The 275-nt window shown below is 32.7% G+C and carries 1 pseudogene; it reads left to right on the top strand.

The annotated features are described in order from the left end of the window. Positions 1-275 (top strand): annotated as a pseudogene (locus F1003_RS18670) (NADP-dependent phosphogluconate dehydrogenase); the annotation flags it as partial.

Raw genomic sequence — 275 nt, 5'->3', positions numbered from 1 at the left:
AATCAAAGAAGAGCGCGTAAATGCTTCTAAAGAATTAAATGGTCCAAAAGCATCATTTGATGGTGACAAGAAAGACTTTTTAGAAAAAATTCGTAAAGCATTATATATGAGTAAAATTTGTTCTTATGCACAAGGTTTCGCGCAAATGCGTAAAGCAAGTGAAGATAATGAATGGAATTTAAAACTTGGTGATTTAGCTATGATTTGGAGAGAAGGTTGCATTATCCGTGCACAATTCTTACAAAAGATCAAAGATGCTTACGATAATAATCCAG

The organism is Winogradskyella ouciana (assembly GCF_009709615.1).
GTDB classification, from domain to species: Bacteria; Bacteroidota; Bacteroidia; order Flavobacteriales; family Flavobacteriaceae; genus Winogradskyella; species Winogradskyella ouciana.
The sequence above is the reverse complement of the archived record's forward strand: the minus strand, read 5'-3'. Positions and strand labels throughout refer to the sequence as shown.